At 70.2% G+C, this 25,922-nt stretch carries 19 protein-coding genes; 6 read left to right on the forward strand and 13 right to left on the reverse strand.

The window, feature by feature from the left end:
• Positions 1 to 116: 116 nt before the first annotated feature.
• Together POL72_RS05600 and POL72_RS05605 are read right to left on the reverse strand one after the other, a co-directional pair.
• Complete coding sequence (locus tag POL72_RS05600) at positions 117 to 857, reverse strand: 4'-phosphopantetheinyl transferase family protein (protein WP_272093976.1); 741 nt, start codon at positions 855 to 857, stop codon at positions 117 to 119.
• Positions 858 to 1,697, reverse strand: coding sequence for a metallophosphoesterase family protein (locus POL72_RS05605; protein WP_272093977.1), 840 nt, complete (start codon positions 1,695 to 1,697; stop codon positions 858 to 860).
• A gap of 234 nt (positions 1,698 to 1,931) precedes the next feature.
• On the opposite strand from POL72_RS05605, the gene gltB reads away from it, so the two are divergent.
• The 4 genes from gltB to POL72_RS05625 all read left to right on the forward strand — a co-directional run bounded on the left by gltB (position 1,932) and on the right by POL72_RS05625 (position 9,547).
• Entirely contained in the window at positions 1,932 to 6,539 is a 4,608-nt protein-coding gene (gene gltB / locus POL72_RS05610; protein ID WP_272093978.1) for a glutamate synthase large subunit, read from the forward strand.
• A complete protein-coding gene (locus POL72_RS05615) occupies positions 6,532 to 7,971 on the forward strand; it encodes a glutamate synthase subunit beta (RefSeq protein ID WP_272093979.1) in 1,440 nt (479 codons plus the stop codon). The genes gltB and POL72_RS05615 overlap by 8 nt, the downstream gene beginning before the upstream one ends.
• A 9-nt stretch (positions 7,972 to 7,980) precedes the next feature.
• Entirely contained in the window at positions 7,981 to 8,976 is a 996-nt protein-coding gene (locus POL72_RS05620; RefSeq protein ID WP_272093980.1) for an MDR/zinc-dependent alcohol dehydrogenase-like family protein, read from the forward strand.
• A gap of 160 nt (positions 8,977 to 9,136) precedes the next feature.
• Complete coding sequence (locus POL72_RS05625; protein WP_272093981.1) at positions 9,137 to 9,547, forward strand: hypothetical protein; 411 nt, start codon at positions 9,137 to 9,139, stop codon at positions 9,545 to 9,547.
• Between the two features lie 106 nt (positions 9,548 to 9,653).
• Here the strand turns inward: POL72_RS05625 and POL72_RS05630 are convergent, their stop codons facing one another.
• Both POL72_RS05630 and POL72_RS05635 read right to left on the reverse strand, forming a co-directional pair.
• On the reverse strand, positions 9,654 to 10,961 hold the full coding sequence (locus POL72_RS05630; RefSeq protein ID WP_272093982.1) for a GRAS family protein: 1,308 nt from the start codon (positions 10,959 to 10,961) through the stop codon (positions 9,654 to 9,656).
• 962 nt (positions 10,962 to 11,923) lie between these two features.
• Positions 11,924 to 13,312, reverse strand: a complete 1,389-nt coding sequence (locus POL72_RS05635) for an FHA and sigma-54 interaction domain-containing protein (RefSeq protein WP_272093983.1) — start codon at positions 13,310 to 13,312, stop codon at positions 11,924 to 11,926.
• Between the two features lie 206 nt (positions 13,313 to 13,518).
• On the opposite strand from POL72_RS05635, the gene POL72_RS05640 reads away from it, so the two are divergent.
• Complete coding sequence (locus POL72_RS05640; RefSeq protein ID WP_272093984.1) at positions 13,519 to 14,166, forward strand: hypothetical protein; 648 nt, start codon at positions 13,519 to 13,521, stop codon at positions 14,164 to 14,166.
• 128 nt (positions 14,167 to 14,294) lie between these two features.
• Here POL72_RS05640 and POL72_RS05645 read toward each other — a convergent pair whose 3' ends face one another.
• From POL72_RS05645 to POL72_RS05675, 7 genes are all read right to left on the reverse strand, one after another.
• Positions 14,295 to 15,701: a beta-helix domain-containing protein gene (locus POL72_RS05645; protein WP_272093985.1), complete on the reverse strand. Its 1,407-nt coding sequence runs from the start codon at positions 15,699 to 15,701 to the stop codon at positions 14,295 to 14,297.
• A 101-nt stretch (positions 15,702 to 15,802) separates the two neighbouring features.
• Positions 15,803 to 18,739 carry a TonB-dependent receptor gene (locus POL72_RS05650; protein WP_272093986.1) on the reverse strand — a complete coding sequence of 979 codons (2,937 nt, stop codon included), beginning with the start codon at positions 18,737 to 18,739 and terminating at the stop codon, positions 15,803 to 15,805.
• 198 nt (positions 18,740 to 18,937) lie between these two features.
• Positions 18,938 to 19,375, reverse strand: a complete 438-nt coding sequence (locus tag POL72_RS05655; RefSeq protein ID WP_272093987.1) for an ExbD/TolR family protein — start codon at positions 19,373 to 19,375, stop codon at positions 18,938 to 18,940.
• Positions 19,376 to 19,379: 4 nt separating this feature from the next.
• Positions 19,380 to 19,841 carry an ExbD/TolR family protein gene (locus tag POL72_RS05660; RefSeq protein ID WP_272093988.1) on the reverse strand — a complete coding sequence of 154 codons (462 nt, stop codon included), beginning with the start codon at positions 19,839 to 19,841 and terminating at the stop codon, positions 19,380 to 19,382.
• A complete protein-coding gene (locus POL72_RS05665) occupies positions 19,792 to 20,502 on the reverse strand; it encodes a MotA/TolQ/ExbB proton channel family protein (protein WP_272093989.1) in 711 nt (236 codons plus the stop codon). Before POL72_RS05665 ends, POL72_RS05660 begins: the two co-directional genes overlap by 50 nt.
• 57 nt (positions 20,503 to 20,559) lie before the next feature.
• Positions 20,560 to 21,336: an energy transducer TonB gene (locus POL72_RS05670; RefSeq protein WP_272093990.1), complete on the reverse strand. Its 777-nt coding sequence runs from the start codon at positions 21,334 to 21,336 to the stop codon at positions 20,560 to 20,562.
• A gap of 177 nt (positions 21,337 to 21,513) precedes the next feature.
• The gene (locus POL72_RS05675; protein ID WP_272093991.1) at positions 21,514 to 22,221 is read right to left on the reverse strand and encodes a response regulator; all 708 of its coding nucleotides are present in this window, start codon (positions 22,219 to 22,221) and stop codon (positions 21,514 to 21,516) included.
• A 258-nt stretch (positions 22,222 to 22,479) separates the two neighbouring features.
• Between POL72_RS05675 and POL72_RS05680 the strand changes: the two genes are divergently transcribed.
• Positions 22,480 to 23,061, forward strand: a complete 582-nt coding sequence (locus POL72_RS05680; protein WP_272093992.1) for a serine O-acetyltransferase — start codon at positions 22,480 to 22,482, stop codon at positions 23,059 to 23,061.
• Positions 23,062 to 23,069: 8 nt separating this feature from the next.
• On the opposite strand, the gene POL72_RS05685 is transcribed toward POL72_RS05680, so the two are convergent.
• Both POL72_RS05685 and lolA read right to left on the reverse strand, forming a co-directional pair.
• Positions 23,070 to 24,686: a PrsW family glutamic-type intramembrane protease gene (locus POL72_RS05685; RefSeq protein WP_272093993.1), complete on the reverse strand. Its 1,617-nt coding sequence runs from the start codon at positions 24,684 to 24,686 to the stop codon at positions 23,070 to 23,072.
• A 408-nt stretch (positions 24,687 to 25,094) separates the two neighbouring features.
• Positions 25,095 to 25,793: an outer membrane lipoprotein periplasmic chaperone LolA gene (gene lolA / locus POL72_RS05690; RefSeq protein WP_272093994.1), complete on the reverse strand. Its 699-nt coding sequence runs from the start codon at positions 25,791 to 25,793 to the stop codon at positions 25,095 to 25,097.
• Positions 25,794 to 25,922: the final 129 nt, after the last annotated feature.

Raw genomic sequence — 25,922 nt, forward strand, 5'->3', positions numbered from 1 at the left:
CGCGCCGCGCGCCGGGGCCGCGGGCGCGCCGGCCCAGCCAGCCGGAGGCCCGCCAGGGAGGGATGCGCGACGGCGCCGCCGCGCGGCGGCCTCGCGCCGGCGACCTCAGCCGCCGCTCATCCGCCGTCGCGCAGCGGCACCGTCTCCCTCAGCTCGATCGACAGCGGGGGTCCGCCCCCGCTGCGGATCGCGGCGGCCATCGTGTGCCGCGCCGAGGGCTGGTAGAGCGCGAACTGCCAGGCCGAGCGATCATCGCCGAGCCGCGGATCGAACGAGATGCCGATCGCCGGCCCGTCGTCCAGGTGGAACGAGAACTGATCGAGCGGGATCGCGAGCCCCATCCCGCGCGCCTTGATGTACGACTCCTTGAGCGTCCAGTACTCGAAGAAGCGCGCGCGTTGCCTCTCCTGCGGCAGCGCGCGCAGCGCGCTCACCTCGCCTGGCGAGAAGAAGCGGTCGGCGATGTCCACCGCGCTGCTCGCGCGCTCGGTGTCCTCGACGTCGACGCCCACGTCGCGATCCAGCGCGACCAGGCAGGCGATCAGCCCCCGCGTGTTCGACAGGTTGAACCGGATCGGCGGCACCCCCGGAGGTCCGGCGATCTGCGGGCGGCCAAATTCGTTCCGGACGAACGACCACGCCTCGGGCGCCACGTTCGCGTACTTCGAGAGGACCGTGCGCACGAGGGCGCGGGTGAGCAGGTACTCGTGCCGGTTCTCGGCGAACAGGAAGCGCGCCTGCTGCGCCGCCTCGTCAGGCGCCATCAGCCGGTGGTACGCCGCGAGCAACGCCTCGTCGCGAGCTGCGTCGCAGAAGACGTACCAGAGGTGCGCGGCGCCGGGACCGATCGTGAGCATCTACATCCTCGGCGGAGCCGCCCCTGCAGGGCCCGGGAGGATCTCCCGCAGACAGCTGTCGGCGCTGCGCTCGATGGGCCGCTGGCGCGGGTATCCGAACGACACCTCCTCGAAACGAACACCGTCGATCCAGTCGGTGCGGGGGATGTGGAGGTGCCCTGACACGACCACCCGCGCGCGGAACCGCGTGTGCCAGTCGTGGGTGCGACGCGTCCCGCACCAGATCGAGAAGCGCGGGATGAGCCGCAACCGCACGAGCTCTTCGCGCAGCGGGAAGTGGTTGATGAGCACCGTGGGGCGCCCCCCGATCGCGGCGAGGCGGGCCTCCGTCGCGGCGAGGCGGGCCCGGCACCAGTCGGGTCGGCTCGCGTAGGGGGCTGGGTCGAGCAGCTCCTCATCGCTGCAGAGGACGCCGCTCTCCATGGCCCACGCCACCGCGTCGCGCTCGGGAACGCCGTCCGGCCGGAAGCTGTAGTCGTAGAGCAGGAACATCGGCGCCAGCACGTGAGGTCCGCCCTCGCCGTCCCAGAGCACGTAGGGGTCTTCCGGCGTGAGCACGCCGCGGCTCCGACACAGCTCGACCAGCCGCTCGTACCGTGCCTGGCCGCGCGGACCGCCGCGCTCACTCGGCATCGTATAGAGCTCGTGGTTGCCCGGCGTCCACACGAGCCGCTTGAACCGCGGGCCCAGGGTCTCGAGGACGTAGATGAGGTGCTGCTCCGTCTCCCCGAGATCACCGGCGAGGATGAGCCAGTCGCTCGGCCGCGGCGTGATGCGCTCGATGGCCGACCGGTTCTCCGCATACCCGACGTGGAGATCGCTGAGTGCGAAGAGCTTCATCCGAATACCGCGCCGCCGGAGGCCGGGCCGGCACGCCGGCCGCAACCACCCACACCACGGCCGACGACGGGCGTCCACTGCCGAGCGCCGCCGCCGGGCGCGGCGGCCCATGGTCAGGCGATGCGACACTTCTCCCCCCATTTTGCGCCCGGTTCCGCGGCTCCTGGCGCGCCGCATTAAACTAGGGCTCCAATCCTTGTGCCACATGTGCTACGCGCGTGTGAAGTCAGCACCATGCCTCTGCCCCAACGACAAGGTCTTTACGATCCGGCTTTCGAACACGACGCATGCGGTCTCGGATTCGTCGCCACGCTCCGCCGTGAAGCGACGCACGAGGTCGTTTGCCAAGCGCTCGAGATCCTCGAAAATCTAACCCACCGCGGCGCCGCTGGCTGCGACCCCTGCACCGGCGATGGCGCGGGCGTCCTCCTCCAGATCCCGCACGAGCTGTACGCCACGTCCCTGGCCGCGCTTGGCATCGCGCTGCCTGCTCCCGGCGACTACGCCGTCGCGACGGCGTTCTTCTCCCAGCTCCCGTCGCGGCGCCGCCAGTGCGAGGCGATCCTCGAGGCCGCGGTCGTGCACCACGGACAGCGCGTCCTCGGCTGGCGCGACGTCCCCATCGACGACGCGGCGCTCGGCCCGATCGCGCGCGACTCGCGCCCCGCGATCCGCCAGCTCTTCATCGGCAGGGTCGCGCCTCGCCAGTCCTTCGAGCAGGTCCTCTACGCGATCCGCAAGCGCGCCGGCCGCGCCGCCAACGCCGACGACTTCTACATCACGTCCTGCTCGTCGCGGACGGTCGTCTACAAGGGCCTGATGCTCGCGGAGCAGGTCGCGGCGTTCTACCCCGATCTGTCCGACAAGCGCACCGTGTCGCGGCTCGCGATGGTGCACTCGCGCTTCTCCACGAACACCTTCCCCACGTGGGAGCGCGCGCACCCGTACCGGGTCATCGCGCACAACGGCGAGATCAACACCGTGCGCGGCAACACCGCGTGGATGTCGGCGCGCGAGGCGCTGCTGAAGAGCGATGTCTTCGCGAACGCGATCGAGGACTTCAAGCCGATCATCCGCCCGGGCGGCTCCGACTCGTCGGCGCTCGACAACGTGGTCGACTTCCTGCTCGCGAGCGGCCGCTCGCTGCCCCACGTGATGATGATGCTCGTGCCCGAGGCCTGGGCGCTCGACCCGGACATGTCGGCCGAGAAGAAGGCGTTCTACGAGTACCACGGCTGTCTGATCGAGCCGTGGGACGGCCCCGCGGCGCTGTGCTTCACGGACGGACGGCTGATCGGCGCGACGCTCGACCGGAACGGGCTGCGCCCCGCGAAGTACGTCGTGACGAGCGACGGGCTCGTCGTGCTCGCGAGCGAGTTCGGCGTGCTCGACATCGAGCCGGCGCGCGTCATCCAGAAGGGACGCCTCCAGCCGGGCAAGATGTTCCTCGTCGACACGACCGAGGGCCGCGTCGTCAGCGACGACGAGATCAAGCGCCGCGTCGCGACGCAGAAGCCGTACGCGGCGTGGGTCGCCGAGAACAAGATCGATCTGCGCGCCCTCGAGGACGTGCCGAGCCTCTACACCATCCCGCACGCGGACCTCCGGGGCCTGCAGCAGGCGTTCGGCTACACCGAGGAGGACCTGCGGATGATCCTCGGGCCGATGGCCACCCTCGGCGAGGAGCCGGTGGGCTCGATGGGCATCGACATCCCGCTCGCCGTCCTCTCCGAGAAGCCCCAGCTGCTCTTCCGCTACTTCAAGCAGCTGTTCGCGCAGGTCACGAACCCGCCGATCGACCCGCTCCGAGAGGAGATCGTGATGTCGCTCGTGAGCTGCGTCGGCGGCGAGGGCAACCTCCTCGAGGAGACGCCCCGCCAGTGCCGGATGCTCGAGCTGCCGCACCCGATCCTCACGCAGGACGACCTGTCGAAGCTGCGGAAGAACGTCTTCCCCGACTTCCGCGCGGCCACGCTCCCCATGTACTTCCCGGTCGACGGCGACCCGGAGGACAACCTGCGCGCCGCGCTCGCGAAGCTCTGCAAGGACGCGAGCCGCGCGATCGCCGACGGCGCGAGCATCCTCATCCTCAGCGACCGCGGCATCGACGAGACGCTCGCCCCCATCCCGAGCCTGCTCGCGGTGGGCGCCGTGCACCACCACCTCATCAACGAGGGGGCGCGCACGCGCGCGGGCATCATCGTCGAGACCGGCGAGGCGCGCGAGGTCGGCCACATGGCGCTGCTCATCGGCTACGGCGCCGGCGCGGTGAACCCGTACCTCGCGTTCGAGTCGATCGCGGCGATGTGCCGCGACAAGACCCTCGGCGCCGATCTCTCGCCGACCGCGGCGGGCTCGCGGTACGTGAAGGGGCTCAAGAAGGGCATCCTGAAGATCATGTCGAAGATGGGGATCAGCGCGCTCTCCAGCTACCAGGGCGCGCAGATCTTCGAGGCGATCGGCATCGATCAGCTCGTCATCGACGCGTACTTCACCGGCACGGCGTCGCGCGTCCGCGGCGTCGGGCTGCGCGAGATCGCGGAGGAGGCGCTCGCGCGCCACCACGCGGCGTACGGCGAGCGGTCGCGCGCGCACCTCGACGTCGGCGGCCACCACCACTTCCGCGTGTCCGGCGAGCGGCACCTCTGGACGCCGCAGTCGATCGCCTCGCTCCAGCGGGCGGTCCGCCTCGACGACGCGAAGAGCTACGCCGAGTACGCCTCCGTCATCAACGAGCAGCAGGAGCACCCGATGTCGCTCCGCGGGCTGTGGGACTTCAGGCCCGCGGGCCCGCCGGTGCCGATCGAGGAGGTCGAGCCCGCCGCGTCGATCGTGAAGCGCTTCGCCACGGGCGCCATGTCCTTCGGGAGCATCTCGAAGGAGGCGCACGAGACCCTCGCGATCGCGATGAACCGCATCGGCGCGCGGTCGAACACCGGCGAGGGCGGCGAGGACCCGGTGCGCTTCCTGCGGCTGCCGAACGGCGACTCGAAGCGGAGCGCTGTGAAGCAGGTCGCGTCGGCGCGGTTCGGCGTCACGGCCGAGTACCTCGTGAACGCCGACGAGCTGCAGATCAAGATGGCGCAGGGGGCCAAGCCCGGCGAGGGCGGCCAGCTCCCGGGCCACAAGGTCGACGCGGTGATCGCGAAGGTGCGCCACTCGACGCCCGGCGTGACGCTGATCTCGCCGCCGCCGCACCACGACATCTACTCGATCGAGGATCTCGCGCAGCTCATCTTCGACCTGAAGAACATCAACTCGAAGGCGCGCATCAGCGTGAAGCTCGTCGCCGAGGCGGGCGTCGGCACCATCGCCGCGGGCGTCGTGAAGGCGCACGCCGACGTGGTGCTGATCAGCGGCGACTCGGGCGGCACCGGCGCCTCCCCGCTCACGTCGATCCACCACGCGGGCGTCGCGTGGGAGCTCGGCCTCGCCGAGGCGCACCAGGTGCTCGTGATGAACGGGCTCCGCGGCCGCGCCATCGTGCAGACCGACGGCAAGCTGATGACGGGCCGCGACGTCGCGTTCGCCGCGCTGCTCGGCGCCGAGGAGTTCGGCTTCTCGACGGCGCCGCTCGTGGCGACCGGCTGCATCATGATGCGCAAGTGCCACCTCAACACCTGCCCGGTCGGCATCGCCACGCAGGACCCCGAGCTCCGCAAGAAGTTCACGGGCGCGCCGGAGCACGTCATCAACTTCTTCTTCTACGTGGCCGAGGAGCTCCGGCAGATCATGGCGCGCCTGGGCTTCCGCACGCTGACCGAGATGGTCGGGCGCTCCGACTGCATCGTGCAGCGGAGCGCCGGGCTCCACCCGAAGGCGAGGAAGATCGACTGCTCCGAGGTGCTGTACCGCCCGAAGGAGGCGCTCACGAGCCCGACCCACTGCGTGGAGCTGCAGGACCACAAGCTCGACCGGGTGCTCGACCTCAAGCTGATCGAGAAGGCGCGCGCGACGATCGACGGCGGGCCGCCCGTCGTCATCGAGACCCGCGTGAAGAACTCGGATCGGACGCTCGGCGCGATGCTGAGCGGCGAGATCGCGCGCCGCCACGGCAGCGTCGGGCTCCCCGAGGACAGCATCGTGGTCAAGTGCGCCGGCAGCGCCGGCCAGAGCTTCGGCGCCTTCGCCTCCCGGGGCATGACGCTCGAGCTCGAAGGCGACGCGAACGACTACGTCGGCAAGGGCCTCTCGGGCGGCGTCGTCGCGGTGCGACCGCCGCGCGAGGCGCCGTTCCGGCCGGACGACCAGGTCATCGTGGGCAACGTCGTGCTGTACGGCGCGACGAACGGCCGCGCGTTCTTCAACGGCCGCGCGGGCGAGCGCTTCGCGGTCAGGAACAGCGGGGCCACCACCGTCGTCGAGGGCGTGGGCGACCACGGCTGCGAGTACATGACGGGCGGCACCGTGATCATCCTCGGCACCACCGGCCGCAACTTCGGGGCCGGCATGAGCGGCGGGCTCGCCTACGTCTTCGACGAGGACGCGCTCTTCGAGGCGCGCTGCAACAAGGAGATGGTGCAGCTCGAGACGATGACCGCGGCCGACGCCGAGTCGGTGCGGGCGCTGCTCGAGGAGCACGTGCGGCGCACGGGCAGCCGGAAGGCGATCGAGCTGCTCGATTCCTGGCAGGCCGTCCTGTCGAAGTTCGTGAAGGTCGTCCCGAGCGAGTACCGCCGCGCCCTGGAGGCCGCGGCGTCGCCCGCGACGAACGGGGCGGACGGGTCGGACAGGCTCGTGTCTCTCCTATCTCCTTCCACCCCCTATGTTTCCACTGGACGTTACATCCCCGCCAACGCGGGTCCCCTGAGCACGGGAGAGAGGTCGGCCGCCCATGGGTAAGGTACGAGGCTTCCTCGAGATCCAGCGGGTCGACATCAAGAAGCGGCCCGTCTCCGAGCGTTTGAACGACTGGCAGGAGTTCGAGCTCCCGGTCCCCGACGCCGAGCTGCGCGATCAGGCAGCGCGGTGCATGGACTGCGGCATCCCGTTCTGTCACGACGGATGTCCGCTCGGGAACCTGATCCCCGACTGGAACGATCACATGTTCCGCGAGCGCCTCCCCGAGGCGATCGCGTCGCTCGACGCGACGAACAACTTCCCCGAGTTCACCGGGCGCGTGTGCCCCGCCCCTTGCGAGGCGGGGTGCGTGCTGAACATCGAGGGCAAGCCGGTCACCATCAAGAACGTCGAGCGCGCCATCGCGGATCGCGCGTTCGACCGGAACCTGGTGGCGCCGGTCATCGCGAAGCAGCGCACGGGCAAGAAGGTCGCGGTGGTCGGCTCGGGGCCCGCCGGGCTCGCCGCTGCCCAGCAGCTCGCGCGCAAGGGCCACGACGTGACGCTCTTCGAGCGCGACGATCGCATCGGCGGCCTGCTCCGGTACGGCATCCCCGACTTCAAGATGGAGAAGCACCTCATCGATCGGCGCATGGAGCAGATGCAGGCCGAGGGGGTGACCTTCCGCACGGGCGTCCACGTCGGCGTCGACATCACCGGCGACGCCCTGCGCGAGCAGTACGACGCGGTCGTGCTGTGCGGCGGGGCGCGCCGGCCGCGCGACCTGCCGGTGCCCGGCCGGGACCTGAAGGGCGTCCATTTCGCGATGGATTTCCTGACCCAGCAGAACAAGCGGGTCGCCGGCGACGTGATCCCCGACAGCGAGGCGATCTTCGCGACGGACAAGCGGGTGGTCGTCATCGGCGGCGGCGACACCGGCTCCGACTGCGTCGGCACGAGCCACCGCCACCGCGCGGCGCACGTGACGCAGCTCGAGCTCCTCCCCCGCCCCCCCGAGCAGCGCTCGCTGACGAACCCGTGGCCCGCGTGGCCGCTCATCCTCCGCACCTCGTCCTCCCACGAGGAGGGCGGCGAGCGCGACTGGTCGGTGTCGACCACCGCGTTCCTCGGGGACGAGCACGGGCACGTCCGCGCGCTCCAGGCGACGCGGGTGAAGCTGGAAGGCGGGAAGTTCGTGCCGGTCCCGGGCAGCGAGTTCGAGATCCCGTGCGAGCTCGTCCTGCTCGCGATGGGCTTCGTCGGCTCGGAGCGCGAGGGGCTGATCGAGCAGCTCGGCGTCGAGATGGACCAGCGCGGCAACGTGAAGGCCCACGGCGGGCGCACCAGCGTGGAGGGCGTCTTCGCCGCCGGCGACATGTCGCGCGGCCAGAGCCTCGTCGTCTGGGCCATCGCCGAGGGGCGCAAGGCCGCGGACGCGGTCGACGCCTACCTGATGCAGCCGGCGAAGCGCCGGCTGGCGCTCGCGGCGGGCTAGAGCGCGATCGTGCGAGCGCTGGTCTGGGACGGAACGGCCGCGCGCGTCATCGACCGCGAGCCCCCCTCGACCACGGCCGGCATGGCCGTGGTCGAGGTGCGGTGCGCCGGGATCTGCAACACGGATCTCGAAATTATCAACGGTTACATGGGCTTCCGCGGCACGCTGGGGCACGAGTTCGTCGGCGACGTCGTGGAGGGCCCGGCCGCCTGGCTCGGCCGCCGCGTGGTGGGCGAGATCAACTTCGCGTGCGGCCGCTGCGAGCTCTGCGCGCGCGGGCTGGGCAGGCACTGCCCGACGCGCACCGTCATGGGCATCGTCGGCGCCGACGGGGCGCTGGCGGAGCGCGTCGCGGTGCCCGTGGCGAACCTCCACGCCGTGGCCGACGGGGTCGACGACGAGGAGGCGGTCTTCGCGGAGCCGCTCGCGGCGGCGTTCGCGATCTTGGAGCAGGTGCGTGTGTCGCCGGGCACGTCGGCGCTCGTGTTCGGCGACGGGAAGCTCGGCCTGCTCATTGCGCAGGTGCTCCACCAGGCTGGCGCCCGCGTCCTCGCTGTCGGCAAGCACGAGGAGAAGCTCGCCCTGCTGCGCGCGCAGGGCATCGCGACCCAGCTCGCTCGCCCGGAGCCCTCGGGCCCGGCCGGCGCCGGCGCCTCCCCGCCTCAGGGCGCCTGGGCCGGAGATCCGGCCGAGCTGGTGGTCGAGGCCACCGGCACCGCCGAGGGGTTCGTGAGGGCGGTCCGCGCGACCCGGCCCAGGGGCACGCTCGTGCTCAAGAGCACGGTGGCCGGGCTCTCCAGCGTCCACCTCGCGGAGCTCGTCATCAACGAGATCACCGTCGTCGGGTCGCGCTGCGGGCTGTTCGGGCCAGCGCTGCGCGCCCTCGAGGCCCGGACCGTCGACGTCCGCCCCCTCGTGTCGGCGCGACTCCCGCTGGAGCGCGCCGCGGAGGCGCTGGCGGCCGCGGCGGCGCCTGGCGCCCTCAAGGTGCTCGTCACCTGCTGAGCTCGGCGAGCTCGCCGCTCGCTGGCTGTCAGCGGCTCGTCCGGGTGGCCTGCGGCCATCGCGGCATGTCCGCCGAGCGGATTGCGTGAGAATTTCTCGCGGCTGGCCGGAATAGATCCTCCTAGGGAGCCGCAGGTCGCGGCCCCGATCAGGAGCTGCGATGACCGCGAAGGACAGCCCACACCACGACGACCGCCGAGAGGACGCGCACGATGAGGCCCGGCGAGCCAGGGAGAGCTGGGAGCAGCAACAGCTACGGGAGCTCGGCCTCGTCGGCATCGAAGAGGATGCGTCGACGTTTTGCCTTCATTGTCGCCGTGAGATGCTGGCGCAGCTCGCACGGGCCCAGGCGCGCGGCTCGGTGCTGTTCGAGCTCGTCAGGCGCGAAGGGCTGAGCCCTCTTCCGCTCCACGACCCCGGGTCCGCGGCCGAGGGCGGTCACACGGCGGGGTACCGGCGCGACCTCTGGGAGATCGCAATGCACAGGCGCCGCGCCCTGTGGATCTCCCTCGCAGGCCTCGCGATCGGCGCGCTGGTGCTCTGGGTGGCACTCGTCCTCCTGAGGCGCTGAGAGCGAGGAGCCGCTCGCGTCCGGATGGGATCCGGACAGGGGAGCGGTTGTTGATCGAGGGGCGCAGATTCGTGCGTTAGGGGCTCACCTGCGCTGTTCGGCGCTCCTAGCGGCGGAACAGCCCGGACATGAACCGCGATGGCGGCGGGAGCTGCCGTGGACGCCACGCCGACGCGGCGACGAGGGACACGCCGTTGCGCATGAGCAGGATCGCGGGCTCGTCGCTCCGGACGTCGAACCCCTGGTTCAGGCGGAGCGCTCCGCGGACCAGCGACTCGTGCGGCGAGACGCGGAGCGGCTCGAAGCCGTTCATGCGGAGGCGGCGCTGCCAGGCGCCCCGGCGCTCGTGCCGCTCGACGCGCGCGGCCCCCTCGCCCACCACCACATTCATCACCTCCTGCCCGAAGAAGACCTGCTCGATGGTCTCCCGCGCGGCGATGTGCGGCGGGAGCAGCGCTTCGAGCGCCTGGAATACCGCATAGTAGTGGCCGATCGCCTCCGACAGCCGCGGGAGGAACTGGTGCGCGTTGTGCTCCACATCCGGCTCGACGAGCGTCAGCACGCGCGGCGACAGCGCGCGGATCCTCGTGAGGATGGTGTCGCGGTTCGCGGTGGCGTGCACCGAGGCATCCGGCACATGGTGCAATGCGAACGCCGCATTGACCGCAATGGGCGCCGTGGAGCGGGACGCGATACGGCTCCAGTCGACGCGCTCCACCGAGGACGCGACGCCGTGGAACTCGAAGGGGACCTTCAGCCGCTCCGCCCACCCCCCGATGAAGGCGCCCGCCCAGCGCAGCCGCTGCTCGGGATCGGGGCCCCGGCACGGCAGATCGATACCGGTCAGCCGGACCCGCGGCGGGCCGCCGGGCCGCGTCGCCAGCCGGTGTAGCAGGAATGGCCACTGCGTACCGCCGCCAACGCCGATGTCGATGACATGGATCTCCCCCTCGTCCTGGAACGCCTCGACGATGGCCGCGTTCGCGCTGAGGTAGCCGAACCGGATGAGCGGCGTCGCGTGCACGAGCAGCTGAAACGCCGCGAGCATGTCCCGCGGCCCGGCGCTGCGCAGGTACAGATTCCCATCGCCGGAGCGATCTCCGTCCAGGCGGGCGAGCAGCGCCCTGCCAAACACGCCAGAAATGCGCTCGGACGCGTCCCCCGTATCGGGTTCGGCCCGCAGGATGCCCTCGATGAGGGCCCTCGCGCGCTCGCCATCCCCCGCGTCGATCGCCTCGCCCGCCGCGAGGAGGCGGCTCAGGAACGGGCGGCGACGCGAGTGGGTTTGGCGGGTTCCCGAGCTCGGCTGCTGCCCTGGGCTGGACGCGGTCGAGCTGGTGGGCCCCTCGATGTGCGCTCGTAGGCTAAGAGGCGCCTCTTCGGCCGATACTACGTGTCTACGGATCGCGTTCATGGTGTCCAGGGCTGTTCAACCAGGCAGCCCGCCGTCCTGGCTGGGCTCTCCGCAGGCGGCCGATTTCAGGCGCGAACGCATGACGTCGACCACCTCGCAGGAGCCAGGGGTTTCAATGTTTGCAGATGTCGCTGAGGGAGAGCCCGACGGCGAGCAGGGAGCAGGCGCTCGGCGGCCGCGCGCCCGCGGCAAGGCCGCGAAGCGCAGCGCCCGCCCGTGACGCGACGGGGCCTGAGCTCGCACGGAGACCCGAGAGGCAACTCTCTGTACATCGATGAAGCCGCCCGCCCGGTCAAGTCCAAGATCGTCATTGTGCGTCGCGCGCCCGTCCTCGTGTTCCGCGCGCCGTCCGAGCCTGTCTTCTGGCGACAGACGTAGGCATTCGTAGGCGTCCCGCGAGGCGAGCGTGATCGCGCCGCAGGCGGAAGCCCGGCCGGCCCCGGCGCGCGCGGATCGCGCGGAGCGCGGCCTCGATGACGCAGGCCGCGCGCGACGCACGGGCCCGCGGGACACTTCACTGGTGGTCTCTTCAGGGCGCATCGTGGGCTCCGACCTGGCGAGCACGCGCCGGACTCGTCGAGTGGACCGTGGTCGTGACAGCACCTCGCTGGGGACGGGGCTTACACACCACATTACAACCCGCATAATCAGCTCTGTAAAGTCCCTATACATGGGCGCTCGGTCGATCGATCCCACGTTGCGTCGCCAGATGGAGGCAACCCTGCGACGATCGGGCGCTCCTTCGCCCGAGAAACAGCGCCGCGAGGGCCTTCAGGCCTTCGTAAGGAGCAGAGCGTTTGCTGGAGGTGATGTACGGAACGACCGCCCCCTCGGGCTCAGCAGCCTACGCCGGGAGTGACTTCGTCATCGCAACGCAGCCGGGTGACGAGCGCTCTCCAGCGACGCGGCGGCACCATTGACGCACTCCTGCACCTGTGCATGCGACGGCGGGCGCCAGCGGTTCAGTCGTTATCGGACAGGTCGCTTCCCTCGGCGAAGTGGGAGCGATCGACGCCATTCTTCTCGAGCCAGCGTCGAATTCGATTCCTGTGCACTCCGAGCCTGATGGCGGCGCGAGACACATTGCCTCGCTCGAGGCGAAGCGCCTCGGCGATCTCATCTTCGGGCGGCGCCTGTCCTGCGCGCGCCGGTCGAACATCGCTCGCCGTCGGCCGGGCGTGCGGCTCGAGCGCCTCCGGGCTCAGCCCGACGCCGGCGAGCGGGTCCAGATCCTTGGCCTCGACCGTGCGCCGCCCCTCGTCGAGCGCGCGCGTCACGGCGCGCCGCGCCTCGCCGACGAACTCGCGCAGATTCCCCGGCCAGCGGCGCATCGCACACGCGATGATCATTGAATGGTGAATCGTCGGCGACCCACTCTGAGCGGCCGCGCCGACCGCCTTTGCGCATTGCGCGAGCAGCCACGGGATCTCCTCGGTCCGCTCGCGGAGGGGCGGGAGCCGGACCTCGGGCCGGCCGATACGGTAGTAGAGATCATCCCGGAAGCGGCCCTGGGCGACGCGGGCGCGGAGGTCGTGTGTCGCCGCGCAGATCCGGATTTGCACCGGGCGAGGCGCGACCGCGCCGAGCTCAAGGACCTGCCGGGTGTCGATCGTCCGCAGCAGCTTCGCCTGGACCGCCGCGTCGAGCTCCGCCACCTCGTCGAGGAAGAGCGTGCCTCCGTGGGCGGCCTGCACATAGCCGTCGGTGTCGTGCGTCGCGCCGGAGTAAGCGCCGCGCCTGGCGCCGAAGAGGAGCCGCTCCGCCAGGCCCTCCGGGATGGCCGCGCAGTTGACGGCGACGAACGGGCCGCGCGCCTGCGGCCCCGCCTCGTGGTAGGCGCGCGCCGCGAGCTCCTTGCCCGTGCCGCTCTCGCCCGTCACGAGGAGGCTGTCTCCCGCGGCCGCGGCGCGGATGATCGTGTCGTAAATCAGCTGCAGCCTCGGCCCGAGGACGCTCTCTTTCTCGACGCGCACGCCCCCGCGCGCGAAGCTCCGGATGTCGCTGAGCGCAAGGAACACCGACGTCCCCGCGCCGACGACCTGGATCGCGTCCCTCCGCACCTCGCCGCGGATCGGCTCGCCGTTGACCGACGTCCCGTTGGTGCTGCCGAGGTCCTCCACGGTCCAAGCGCCGCCGTCGTACGCGATGCGGGCGTGTCGTCGCGACATGAGCGAGTCGTCCATGAGGGGCACGCCGCCGACGCCTCCGCGACCCACCACCACGGAGCCACGATCCAGCGGGATCGGAGCGCAGCGCGGCTGATCCCCCGAGAAGATCAGGACGATGCCGGGAACGGGCTCGGCGACCGAGGGCTCCGGTGAAACCGAGACGCGGACGGTGGAGTGGTCCATCGGGCACAATCTTACCCGTTGAAGAACCTGGCCGGCCAGTGGCCGGCCATCCCAACGGCCCGCGAACGCTCTCTGGGCAGAACTCCCAGCAAATCCATGTCGCCCCGTTCGCCAGGTTCGGCACAAGTTGTGCTTGTTCCCTCGGCATGGTGGCCTCTGCAAGAGCTCGCATCCATCGGGACCGGGGGTCCGCCCTCGAGGTGAACATGGGATCCGGCCGCAACATCGAGGAGGCGAGCCGCCGCTCGTCCCGGCGTCTGCACACATCCCGCACCCTGCCGAGCCTCCCCTCCCACCCCGGTCTCCAGAGCATCAGCGGCCTCCGCGGCGCGCTCGAGTTCCTCGAGTGGCCGGCGTCCGAGTGGACGCCCAAGGACCTCCAGGACTGGTTCGTGGACCACCTGGTGACCCCGGGCCTGATGAAGCGCCCCCAGATCGTGCGCGAGCCCGGCGCGACGCCCGTCATGCTCGATCCCCGGGCCGACGGCAGCAGCAACCTCGAGGAGCTCATCCACAAGGCCCGCGGGCGCGTCATCACGGCCCTGCGGGGGCTGATCGCGCCCGTCGCCGACGATCGATTCCTGAACGCGGCGATCTACGGGGGCAGGGTCCGCCGGGCGGCGGTCGGCGGCCGTCCCGTCTGGGTCGCCTCGCCGCGCGAGATCGACTTCCTCGGTGACATTGTGCTCAGCTTGCTCGCCGCCGACATCCTGCTCGACCGGGAGTTCTATCGCGCACACCTGTGCATCTGCGAGGTGTGCGGAAGGGTGTCATTCAAGGAGACCGCGGACGCGCGAGGCGTATGCAGCGAGCATCGGAGCAGTGTGTCCGGGTTTACGCCGCGGGTGCGCTGAGCGCCTGCGGCGGAGCCGTGATGCTCGTGACGATAAAGGCCGGCTGAAGAGCCGGCCTTCGTCATTTCTCTCGCCACGGATCCGGTCCGCCCACCGCGTCGCGGAGGGCCGGCGCGGACGGCGCGGCGTCAGTTCGCGTCGAACGAGACCCAGGCGCCCGTCGCCCAGGTGTCATCGGCCTTGAAGGCGCCGATGTACTTCGCCTCCGGGTCGAAGAAGCCGTCATCCGGCGGGGTCGCCGCGTTCTCGGTGAGCGTGGCCTCGGGCCGGAAGTCGGGCGTGGCGGCGAAGCAGTCGGCGAGCCCAGGATCATCGGTGCTGTTGGTCGCCTCGTCCCCGAACCACGCGACCTCGTCCGCGCCAGCGTCGTCGTCGTCGTCGAGCTTCGACTCGGTCGCCGCCTCGGTATCCGTCTCTTCGTAGGCGATGTTCTCCTCGATGTTGCCGAAGAAGATCGAGCTCGCGAGCTCGACCTCGGTGAGCTCGTTACGCAGATCCACCCCCGCCTCGAAGCCGGTCACGATGGTGTTGAAGATGTGGGCCTTCGTCGAGCGGCGGAGCAGCATGCCGTACTGCTGCTTGTCGACCTCCTTGTTCTTGCCGCACAGGGTCGCGTTGTAGATCGTCGGCTCGCTGAGGGGCGTGTTGGCCGACGAATCGGCGTCGTTGTCGCCCTCGAAGCCGTTCGTCTCGTCGGCGACGGACGGGTCCTGCTGGAGCGCGAGGAACTGGAGCTTGCCGGTGTAGCCGAGATCCCAGTCGAAGCCGTCGTCGCCGTTCTGCGCGCAGATGAGGTGCTTCGCGTTGACGGTGCCGCCGAAGAACTCGAAGCAATCGTCGAGCGTGTGGTGCACCATCACGTGATCGACGGTCGTCCCGGAGCCGACGCCGGCGAAGGTGAGGCCGTTGACCTCGTTGTCCTGAGAGAGGAGGATCCCGCTGTACTCGATGCGCACGTACTCGAGGACACCGCTGTTGTCCGCGGGCTTGTCGCCGCCGTACTCCGTGCCTTCGCCGGTGATGCCCTCGACGTTGGCCTTGCCGCCTTCCACGTTGACGGGCGCCTCGCCGAGCAGGATGACGCCGCCCCAGTCGCCGGCGGCGCGATCGCCCGCCTCGCCCTGGCTCGTGAACACGATGGGCTTGCTCGCCGTGCCCTTGGCGTTGATCTTGGCGCCGGGCTTCACGACGAGCGTGGCGAGGCTCACCTTCTCGCCCATGATCGTCGTGCCGGGCTCGATGGTCAGGGTCGCGCCGCGCTCGACGAAGATGATCCCCTTCATGAGGTAGCACTTGTCGGCGGTCCACTTCGTGCTGGCGGTGATCGCCTCGCTGACCTCCACCGGGGAGGAGCAATCGGCGCTGACGTCGCCACCACCACCTCCGTCGCCACCGCCGCCACCGCCGCCACCGCCACCGTCACCGCCGCTAGCGGAGCTGCTCGCGGACGAGGTGCCGGTCGAGGACGGGGAGATCGAGTCGTCATCGCCGCACGCGGCGAACGCCGCGACGGACAGCGCCGAGGCGCAAACCAAGCCCAATTTGAATGTACGCAATTTATTCTACCTCCTGCCCCAACATGGCGCATGTAGGAAAACTCGTGACGAGCGCCGCGTGACGATTCAATGGCAGGTGCTCAGTAGGTGAACGCAGCGCTCAACGTCACAGTCGTCCCAACGCTGTACTGGCTGGCGATCTTGTCCTCATCGCCGTCGCTCCCCTTGGTGACGCGGATGGGCGCATTGATGAGGTTCTCGCCGGCCAGCTTCAGCTCGATGTGCTCGCCGAGGCGCTGGGCCAGGGTCAAGTCGATCTGGTGCCGCGGCTGCTCGTACTCGTCCTCCAGCCCCTTGCGACCCACCCGCTTGAGCCGGGCGCCGAACACGTTGTAGAGGAGCCGGGCGCTCGTGCCGGTCGACTCGCTGGCATAATCGAGCCCCAGGTTCACCACGAAGGGGGATTGCCCCTGGAGCGGGTGCGTCGGGGTGCTCTCGATGGTGACCCCTCCCTCGTTGTCGTCGGGATCGATCGTCACTTCCGACTGCACGAACGTGAGGTTTCCGAGCGCCGTGACCTCCTTCAGGAGCGGGGTGATGAAGCCCAGGCCCTTCCTGAGCTCGAGCTCGACCCCGGCGACATAACCGGCTTCGCCGTTCACGTAGCTGAGCCTGCCCCTGCCGCCGTTCGGGAAGATGATCTCCTCGATCGGATCCTGGAAGTGCTTGTAAAAGACGCTGACCGCGGCCACCTCGCCGGCCGTCGGGAAGATCTCGAAGCGGAGATCGGCGTTCACGACGCTCGTCCGCCCGAGTTCCGGATTGCCTTCCGCCTCCATCCCGCTGTATCCCTCCTGATACAAGGTCGGGCTGAGCTCGCGGAGCTGGGGTCGGGCCAGCGTCCTGGACACGCCGAGCCTGACATTCGAGATCGAGCTCGCCTTGACGATGACGTTGGCCGCAGGCAAGAGATCGACGTTATCGCTCTCGGCCCTCCTCTCGGGGCTCGCCGGGGAGTACCTGTCGAACGCCCTCAGCGACAGCGTGGAGGCCTCGATCCGGGCGCCGAGCACCGCGCGGAGCCATCGTGTGATCGACGCGTCCGTCATCACGTAACCGGCGTAGAGATCGCTGTTCGCCGTGTAGGAGTCGGTCTCTCGCGTGATCTCCTCCAGCTCGAGCGCCGTACCGATGTTCTCGTCCGAGAACAGCTGACCCGGCTCCTGGCGGAGGATCGTCGGATCCGAGCCCGGGCGCTGCTTGAACCGGAACCGACGCGCGTTGAACTCGCGCTCTCGGAGGTTGAACAGACCGCCCAGCTTCAGCCGGGTCGGAGTGTCCCCACGGACGAGAGGCTGGGTATAGGAGAGCTGCCCGCCGTAGTTCACGTCGGTCATGTCGCTGAAGAAGTGGGCGCCGCTCAGCGTGCCCTCGTCCCACGAGAAGGCTCCGCTCGTATCGTCCCTGATGTAGACGGTCTCTCTCGTATCGGGCTCGTCCGAGGACGCGCCGGAGATGGACGCCTTCCAGTCGAGGGTGCCGCCGTCCAGCGCTCCGAAGCGGTGCTCTCCCTGGAGCTGACCCAAGGTGAGGGCGCGGGAGATGAACCGCTGCTGTGTATCGCGAAACGCGCTGCTGCCGTCCAGAGGGTTCCCGCTGACCTCGCTGGCCAGGTCCTCCGACGAGCGGCTGTGGAGCCCGGTGATCGTCACCTTGTGGTTCTGATCGGGGTTGTAGGTGGCGCTGGCGAAGGCGCCCCAGGACACCTGATCACGGATGCTTCCGGTGCTGGTGTCGGCGTTGGGTATGGGCTCGCCGCCCAGAGGATCGGGGTCGAATTTCCTCGTGCGCTCTTCAGCGCGCGGAGCGAACTTCCGGCCATAGCTCAGGGTGGCGATGTAACCGAGGCGCTGCTCGCCGCCGAGCTTCAGGGTGTCGCCAACGACCACGCTGCCGCTCCCGTTCGGCGGGGTGAATGACCGTGTCGTCACCATCGACGAGTTGATCGCCCGCCCGTAGGCCGTCATCTCGTCCCTCGTGATGGTGCCGCCGCCCGGCTTGCGGCCGAGTCGCAACACCTTGTAGTCGGGGATCTCGCTGGGAAGCGCGCGCGCGCCGCCGTCGATCCCGAGCCAGTCGGTGCCCGATCCGGCGTAGGTCAGCCGATCACGGAACGTCGCCTGGCTGTTCAGCCCGAGCGACAGCGATGCCTGGAAGAGGAACTTCGTCGGGAGCTCGCGTGTGTTGATCTGGACCGAGCCGCCCGCGAAGTCGCCGGGGAGATCGGGCGTGAACGTCTTGACGACGGTGATGTCGCTGAGGACCAGCGACGGAAAGAGATCCAGCGGGACGGCCTGCCGGTCGGGCTCGGGGCTCGGCAGGGGGGCGCCGTTCAGGAGCGCGTTCGTGTAGCGCTCGCCCAGGCCACGGACGTAGACGTACCTGTTGTCGACCACGGTCGCGCCGACGATGCGCTTCGCGGCCTCGGCGGCGTTGCGATCGGGCGTCTTCGCGATCTCCTTCGCGCCGATGGCGTCGCCCACGTGGGCCGCGTTCTTCCGGATGAGCAGCTGCGCCGCGACGCTCGCCCGCTCCGGCTCGAACTCGACCTCGATGACCTCCTCTGTCTGCTGATCGGGATCGAGGCCGACATCGACCTGGACCACCTGCCCGGCGGTCACCCGTACGTCCTGCACGCGCTGCGGCTTGTGCGCCTCGTACCAGACCCGCAGCTGATGGGTGCCCGGCGGGAGCTCCAGGCGATACCGCCCGTCGAGGTCCGCGATCGCCTTGAGCTTCGTCCCCACGACGGACACCTGGGCGTCGAGCAAGGGCTCTCTCGTGGCGGTGTCGGTGACGACGCCCCACACCACGCCTTTCCCCGCGGGCGGCGGGCGCGACGGGCTCGGCTCATCGAGCCCCGCGACGTCCTCCGCCGCAGGGCCGCCGGCCTGATGCGCCGCGCCGTCCGGCTGCGGCGCAGCGGCTCCGGGGTCGCCCTGCGCGAAGGCCGTGGCCCCCCAGCAAAGCGGTGTCACCAGCGCTGCGACTACCCCCGAGATCCTTCTGCGACTCATGCACCTGTCCCTTCGCGCGCTCCGAGCCCGGGCGCGACTCTCGATTCGATGGCCGGGCGCACGCGCGCCCGTCTGATGAGGAGAGCGCAGGGCCGACTCGCGCCCTCTCCCGTGCACCCCGCCGCGCTCGCGCGCTCGAGCGACGCGGCGGCGGCTCCCGCGCGCCTCGACTTCACCTCATCGGGCCTGTGCCCTGGCTCAGCGCGCGGGCTTCTCCGTCAGGACGGCGATCGTCTTGGCCCCGCCCATGCGCGCGGCGTCCATGGCCTCGACGGCGACCGCGTAGACGGCCTCGTCCTCCGCGTCGAAGTAAAGAACGTTGTCCGAGCGCGCCGCGAAGATGCGCGCGAGCCGCTCCTTCAGCTCGCCGCGCTGCACCTCGGCCTGGTTGATGCGGAGGACGCCGCGCTGATCCACCGTGAGCACCACGGGCTTGTCGGCGTCGACGGGAGGCGGCGCGAGCTTCGCTGTGTCGTCCTTCTTGGGCAGATTCAGCCAGAACTGCTTGGCGAGCAGCGGCGTCACGACCATGAAGATGATGAGGAGCACGAGCACCACGTCGACGAGCGGCGTCACGTTCATGCTCGGCGCGACACCGCCCTTCTTGCCCCCACCCTGCGGAACGCTCATCCCCATGGCGCTATCCCTCCTCCGGCTCCGCGGACGCCCCGCCGCCCCGCTGGCTCACCTGCAGCGAGATCCCGGCGAACCCGACCTCCTGGCACAGCGCGAAGGCCTCCCGCACGCGGCCGTACCTCACCGAGGAGTCGCCCTTGATGACCACCCGGCGCTCCGGCTCGGCAGCGCGGATGGCCCGCAGCCGCTCGCCGAGCGCGCCGAGGTCGGCGACGGCCTCCTTCTCGAGGAACACGGTGCCTGCGCCGGTGATCGTCACGTAGATCGGGTCGAGCTTCGATTTCGACTTCGGATCCGGCTGAAACACCGCCGGCAGCTCGACCCGCTCGCCGTGCTCCATCTGGGGCGCGATCACCATGAAGATGATGAGGAGCACGAGCACCACGTCGACGAGCGGCGTGACGTTGATCTCCGGCTCAGGCGGCGGCTGCCGACCCGAGCGACTGCTCTCCGCTCGAACGCCCATGTTCGTTCTCCATCTCGTCGATGAGCTCACCCGCGCTGCGCTCGAGCGCGAGCTCCACCGCGGCGATACGGGTGGTGAGGTAGTTGAAGCAAAGCACCGCCGGGATGGCGACCGCGAGCCCGAGCGCGGTGACGATGAGCGCCTCGGAGATGCCGGCGCTCACGGCGCCGAGGCCGCCCGAGCCGGTCGAGGCGATGGTCTGGAAGGCCGTGATGATGCCGATGACGGTGCCGAGCAGCCCGACGAACGGGGCCACCGAGCCGACCGTCGCGAGCACCGAGAGGCCGCGGCGCAGGTCGGCGGAGATCGCCTCCCGGCGGCGCGATACCTCGCGGCGCGCGAGCTCCACCGGCGGCACGCCGCCCTCGCCGGCCTCGACGGCGCGCTGGAAGCGGCGCACGGCCGCGCCGACGAGCCGGGCGAGCGCGGAGCTTCCGTAGCCGTCGGCGATCGAGACGAGCCGCGCGGTGTCCCAGGCCTCCATCACGGGGCGCGCCTCCCTCGCGAAGCGCCGGGTCTCCGACGCCTGACGCGCGAGCGCGATGAGCCGCTCCACCACGACGGCGACGCTCGCCAGCGCCATGAGCACGAGGGCGAACGCGACGAGCTTGCTCAAAAGCCCCATGGTCGCCCAGATGTGCCCGAGATCAAACTGCATCATGGCTAACCTCCTTCGTTCCTCGCGCGAGAGGCCGCGTCCGCGGCCGCGCGCTCGACGTCATCTCTTCGCCTTGAACGGGATCCTGACCGTCTTGAAGGTCGACACCGGCCTGCCCTCGTGGATCGCCGGCCGGTAGCGCCATGTCCTCACGGTCGCGAGCACCACGTCGTTGAACAGCGGATGGCCACGGACGATGGTGACGTTCGTGACCTCGCCGGTCTCGGTCACCACGAACCGGACGACCACGGTGGCCTCTATCCCCGCGCTCCGCGCCGCCTCGGGGATGGGAGGGAGCGAGTTGGAGAGCGCGACAGGCGGCGTGGCGTTCTCGGGGAGGTGAATCGGCCCTTTCGCCGGCGGAGGAGGGGGCGGTGGCGGCGGCGGCGCGGGCGCAGCCACGGCGGCCGTCCCCGTGCCGCCGGGGACCCCTCCGGGCACGCCGCCCGGTACGCCTCCCGGCTCACCGTAGGTGTCGTCGTTGCTCGCCTTGGCCTGGCTCGGGTCCGCCTCCACCGGCGCCTCGCTGGGCACCACGGTCGGCGCGACGAGCGCCGGGCGCCGGGGCGCCGCCGGGCGAGGCGCCGGAGCCTCCGCCGCCGCCGCCGGCGGCGGGGGCGCGGGCGCAGGGGCCACGGGGGGCGCCTCGGGGAGCTGGGTGGCGAGCTTGACCTCGACGACCTCCTCCTCGGGCGGAGGAGGCGCGATCGCGCCGCTCAGGCGGGCGGCGGCGAGCGCGACGGCCGCGAACAGCAGGAGCCCAGCCGCAACCCCGATCGCGAGCCGCTTCGCCCGCTCAGGATCGGCCTCCCCTGCATTCCACGTCTCAAGATGCATCGAGGCTCCCGACACACGCTGGCGACGACACCGGAGCTCCGCCGGACCTCATGAGAGGGACCGGCAGTCTTCAACGATGTCGCTCAGCATGTGAATCACCGTCTGCACGGTACACCGGCTGTCGTTGCGGCCCGGTGACGGTGGGGCAACGATTGTCGTGCTCGCCCGGAAGGGCGCTCAGGCGCTGCGGCTCTCGGGGAGATCGGGCGAAGCGGCGAATCGATAGCCGATACCGCGGACGGTCTGTATGTAATCGCCAGCGCGGCGCAGCTTGTCGCGAAGCCGCTTGACGTGGGTGTCCACGGTCCTCGTCGTGATGCTCACGTCGATGCCCCAGACGCCGTCGAGGAGCGCGGTGCGCGTCTGCACGCGCTCGCGCGCCTCGTACAGCGCGACGAGGAGCTTGAACTCGAGGAGCGTCAGCTCGACCTCCTCGCGCTCGACCCACACGCGGTGAGCGCCCTCGTCGATCCGCAGGCACCCGAACTCGATGCTCCGCTCCCCGTCCCCGGAGGATTTCGCGCGGCGGAGCACGGCTTGCACGCGCAGCACGAGCTCCCGCACGCTGAACGGTTTGACCACGTAGTCGACGGCGCCGAGCTCGAAGCCGACGATGCGGTCGACCTCGTCCCCGCGGGCCGACACGATCATCACGGGGATCCGCTGGGTGCCATCGCTCTGCTGTAGAGCACGGCACACCTCGGTCCCTGGGATGTCCGGCAGCATGAGGTCGAGCAGGACGAGATCGGGCCGCTGGTCCATGGCCAGCCGGACCCCCTCGCCGCCCTGCCCCGCGAGGAGCACCTCATGCCCGGCTTGCCTGAGGTTGTAATCGAGCACCTTCTGGAGCGCCGGCTCGTCCTCGATGACTAAAATCCGCGCCATGGTGAAGAGCGCGTGTACCCGAGCGATGTGACGGACCGATGACCGGATGGCAACAGGGCGGTGCGGCGGCGAAAAGACCGCGCGGGCACGCAGGCGCAACGGACTCACGACGACGCACGACGACGCACGACGAGATGTAGCAGGGGCGCGCAGGCGCAGAGGCGCGGCGAAATGTCACGCGGGCGCTCGCGACGACGTGCCCCGCGGGCGCGCGGCGAAAGGTCGCACGGGCGAGGCGAGATGCGCTAGCCTCGTCCGATGCTGCGGACTTTGCGACTCATCGCGGCCGACGTGCGCCAGAAGGCCACATGGTGCTACGGCAGCGATCCACTGCCGACCATCCTGAAGACGCTGGCGACCGACGGCACGGCGGCGATGGTCCTCTACAGGTTCACGCAGGCCGCGCGAGCCCACCGGATGCCGGTGCTCGAGATGGTGCTCAACAAGGCGACCAACCTGGCCGGCGGCTGCGTGATCGGGCGCGGCGCGGACTTCGGGCCCGGCTTCGTGCTCATCCACTCGAACGGCGTCGTCATCAACGGCAACGTCCGCGGCGGCTCGAACGTGCTCATCGAGCACCAGGTGACCATCGGCGCCGATCGGCGACAGACACCGGTGCTCGGGAGCGACCTCTTCATCGGCGCGGGGGCGAAGATCGTCGGCGGGGTCACGGTCGGCGACGGCGCCAGGATCGGCGCCAACGCCGTGGTCGTGCACGATGTCGCGCCGAACACCACGGTCGTGGGCATCCCCGCGAAGCCCGTGCAGCGGCGCGAGGACCGAGCCGCCCAGCCCGCCGCGCGCCCAGCCGCGGACGGGACGAACACCTCGCAGAGCTGACCCCCGCCCTATCGAGGCGTCCGGGCGAGAAGCTCTTGCCTGAGCTGCGCGATCTCCTGCCGGAGCGGGCCGATGAAATCGGCGCTCAGGGTGCGGTTCCGCGCCTGCAGCGCGCGCGCCGTGTGCCACTTGCTGAGCGCGAGCCGCGCGCCGGCGCGGATGAAGCTCCGCCCCGTGGCGCCGCGCCAGCCCAGGGTGCACCGGAGCCGGCCGATCGGCGAGCAGACGAGCTCGAGCTCGTCCTGGGTGAGCATGCCGAGCGCGACCTCATCGCGCAGATGATCCCGGATCACCCAGCCCTTGCGGATCACGAGCGCCACGATGATCCCGAAGAACGACGCGACGAAGCACAGCCAGAGCAGGAGCCACGGCATGAAGATGTCGCCCATCGCGCGCCCCAGCGCGGTCGGGAGGAAGTTCCACACCGCGTGCAGCGCGACGCCGAGCAGGTAGCCGCCGATCGGGGCCGTCGCGCGCACCCACGTCCTCGACGACTCCCGGGCGAGCCCGAAGCCGATGCCGGTCATCGACGTGAACAGCGGGTGGAGCCAGGGCGTGAAGACGCCCCGCAGGACGAACGTGCCGGCGAGCACGTCGCTGCCCTGCATCGAGGCGCGCGCGTAATAGAGCACGTTCTCCACCGCGGCGAAGCCGAGCGCGCAGAACGTCGCGTAGATGATGCCGTCGACGATCCCATCGAACTCCCGGCGCAGGAAGTAGAAGAAGCCGAACACGCCGAGCCCCTTGAAGAGCTCCTCTGCGAACGGCGCGCTGACCGATGCGCTGACGAGCTCGCCGGCCGACTCGCCGAAGTTGCTTGAGACGCCGATATGGACGCCGGTGTTGATCAGGATCGAGAAGCCGGTCGCCGCGAGCGCGCCCCACAGGAACGCCATCACCAGGCACCACCAGGGCTCGGGATCGTACCGATCGATGATCATCGGGACGAACAGGTAGAGGACGAGCGGCGGGAACGCGAAGAGCGCCCCGACGAGCATCGCGCTCAGCATGCTCCCCCCGGACTCGATGACGCCGAGGAGCGTGAAGAGCACGTTGAGGACCGCGCCCGCGACGAGGCCGATGGCCCAAAGCCACAGCCCGGCGATGCGCAGCCGCCGGTCCGGGTCGAACCTCCGAACGGCCGCCGGGTAGCCTGCGTGGTGATGCGCGTACGCGTGCCCCTGCTGCCGCTGCGCATAGCCCTGGGGTGCCTGCGGGTACGCGTGCCCCTCCGGCCCGTGCGCATGACCCTGCTGCCCCTGCGCATAACCCTGCGGCCCATGCGCGTACGCGTGCCCCTGCGTATAACCCTGCGGCCCCTGCGCGTACGCTTGCCCGTGCGTATAGCCCTGCGGCCCCTGCGCGTACGCTTGCCCCTGCGGCCCTTGCGCATAACCGTGCGGTCCCTGCGCGTGCGCGTGTCCTGGCGGGCCCTGTGGATACGCGTGCCCCTGCGCGTACGCGTGCCCCTGCGGCCCCTGCGCGTACGCTTGCCCCTGCGGCCCCTGCGCGTACGCTTGCCCCTGCGGCCCGTAGGGCGGTTGCCCCGTGGCGCTCTGCCCCGCGCCTTGCGCCGGATACCCCGACGGGAGCTGCCCACCTCCAGGCTGCGCGCGCTCGCTCAAGCGCTCCGCCGGCCGGGGTTGTTGCGGCACGCCGGGGGAATCGGGACGATGTCCGGGGGGATTGTTCATGGATCGAGCGCTCTCGCGAAAGCCTCGTGACAGCGGGTGACCGTTCAGCCGAGGCGAATCCCCGCCGCGCGCGTGGAGCCGAAAGCAGCGGTGACGATCCGCGGTGGGCGACGCCAGCCTCGGAGCTGTCGCTCACGCCCGTGGGATCGAAGTATCACGCAATATTTCTACCACGGCAGGGACGCGCCGGGCATATATCCCAGCAGCTTCGCCACGGCGCGCTGCCGGCGAGGAGCGCGGAGGCTGTGACGCTCCGCTTCCACGAGTTTCACGCGCTGTCGGGGTCGGCCGGGTAACGCGGCAGCAGCCTCTCCGCGCCGGGAACGTGGCGGGAGGACGTCAGGGGCGGACGACGCGCGTGCCCGGAGGAGGCGTGAAATCGAACTCGGTCTTCCCGACCGGCTGATTCACGACCGGCGACGAGAAATCGAACCGGTTCCGGTTGCCCTGCGCGTCGAGGATCAGCACGCGGCGGACCTGGTTGGTCTGCCCGTCCACGTAGAGGAGCATCTTCTGATACGCAGGGGTCGCCTCCTTCGGCGTGCCCTCGAGGACATAGCCGCCCTCGAACTTCATCTGCGCAGGATCGAGCAGGCGCAGCGAGAAATCCTTCGTGAGCTGCCCCTTGCCCATCAAGAACGCGAGCGCCGCCGGATACTGAGAGCCCTTCACCGGGGTCTCGAACATCTGCTCGTTGTCCTTCTCGTAGACCTTGATCGTGACGCCGTCGGAGACGACCCGGTTTCCGTTCGGCGCGTCGTAGATCCAGCTCATCTTGCCCGGCTTCTCGAAGGTCACCTTGCCGGTGGAGACCTTCTTCACGTCCTGGACCTTGATCGTGTAGGTCTGGGTGAAGCTCGCCTTGAAGGTCTTCGTGGAGTCGTAGAACTGCTGGACGCGCCTGCCGAGCTCTTCGGCGGTGGGACCCGCGGCCTGGGACTCGCCGACGGTCGCGAGCGTCGCGAGCACGACCGTGAGGGGCGCCGTCAGCCCGATGAGGCACGCGGCGGCGAGGCGGTTGAGTGAGGTTCGCGTCATCCTTCCCGATCTCCTTTGATGTCCAGAGGCGTGTCGCCCCCGCTCGTCGGCGACGGGGGCGCCGGCGATGCACCGCCGGTTCCGTGCCCTGGCGCCGCACCCTCGCTGAAGCCGGGGCGCGCCGCACGA

This window comes from Sorangium aterium, assembly GCF_028368935.1.
Lineage (GTDB): Bacteria > Myxococcota_A > Polyangia > Polyangiales > Polyangiaceae > Sorangium > Sorangium atrum.